This window comes from Paenibacillus sp. P3E, assembly GCF_001909045.1.
Taxonomy (GTDB): domain Bacteria; phylum Bacillota; class Bacilli; order Paenibacillales; family Paenibacillaceae; genus Paenibacillus_AQ; species Paenibacillus_AQ helianthi.
The window spans coordinates 1-1,046 of the sequence record NZ_LVWH01000123.1 but is presented as its reverse complement, the minus strand read 5'-3'; the positions used below and the strand labels follow the sequence as shown (position 1 = coordinate 1,046).

Below are 1,046 nucleotides of genomic sequence, written 5' to 3'. Positions count from 1 at the left end.
AATTAATTCATCATTATTGATTTGTTTAAGATTCCCCAAGGAAACATTTTCTCTTAAAGTCATTTCGAATTTAATGTAATTTTGGAATATAATTGAGAAATTATTGACTCTTTTTCTTTCATGATTCCAAAGAATCTGACCTTCATTTGGTTCATAAAGCCCAATTATGCACTTTATTAAAGTTGATTTACCAGCTCCATTGTTTCCTACGATCACAACCTTTTCATTTTTTTTGATATCAAGATTGATATTTGATAGAACATCACTCTCAGAATTTTTGTAGCGAAAGTTTACATTCTCCATATTCACTGAATGAATAGGGATCGCTAGATCTATTGATTGATTTTCAGCGCTAGGATAGGTCATGAATTCATGAAAATCATACAATCTTGTGCAGTTGATATAAAGTTTGCTTAGTGGCCATGTTAGTGTTAAAATCTTATTTCCAGATTGAACAAGGGCTAAAAATATCGTAGATATCAAACCGATTGATATGTTTTCAACCATTGAGATGTCTTTGATAAGCAGATATAATACAATGAAAATAGAAATGGACTGGATAGTGGTCGTAATCATACCTATTTTGATCTCAGAACGTCTTTTCGTCATTCGTTTGTTATGCTGATACTTTATTGTTTTTTCCCACAAATCCATAAAATAGCTTGCTGAATTGTATATCCTCATCTCTCGTACAAACTTTGAATTGCTTAGAATATCTCTTAAATAATCCCCTGTCCTGCCTTCAAGAGTCATTTCTCGATTGAATTTCCTAACTATAATTTCAGTTCTCATCTTTATACATAAGTTAACAACAATCATTAACATGATTATAACGGAAACGACATAAAATCGTTCAGTTATCGTTAACAATATAATACTGAACAAAGATGATCCAATTGCAAGCGCTGATTCGAAATTGAACAATATGTTTAATAAATCTTCTCCAACAACTTGTTCGGCTCTTTTTAGTTTATTACAAAATTCTTTATCATCGAAATGAACATATTCCACTTCATAAGCTTTTTCAGTAATCTGTTTTCTAAATA

At 30.5% G+C, this 1,046-nt stretch carries 1 protein-coding gene; it reads right to left on the bottom strand.

Going from position 1 to position 1,046, the window contains the following annotated elements:
- On the bottom strand, positions 1-1,046 hold a 1,046-nt coding region (locus tag A3842_RS11380; protein WP_143186249.1), incomplete at both ends, for an ATP-binding cassette domain-containing protein.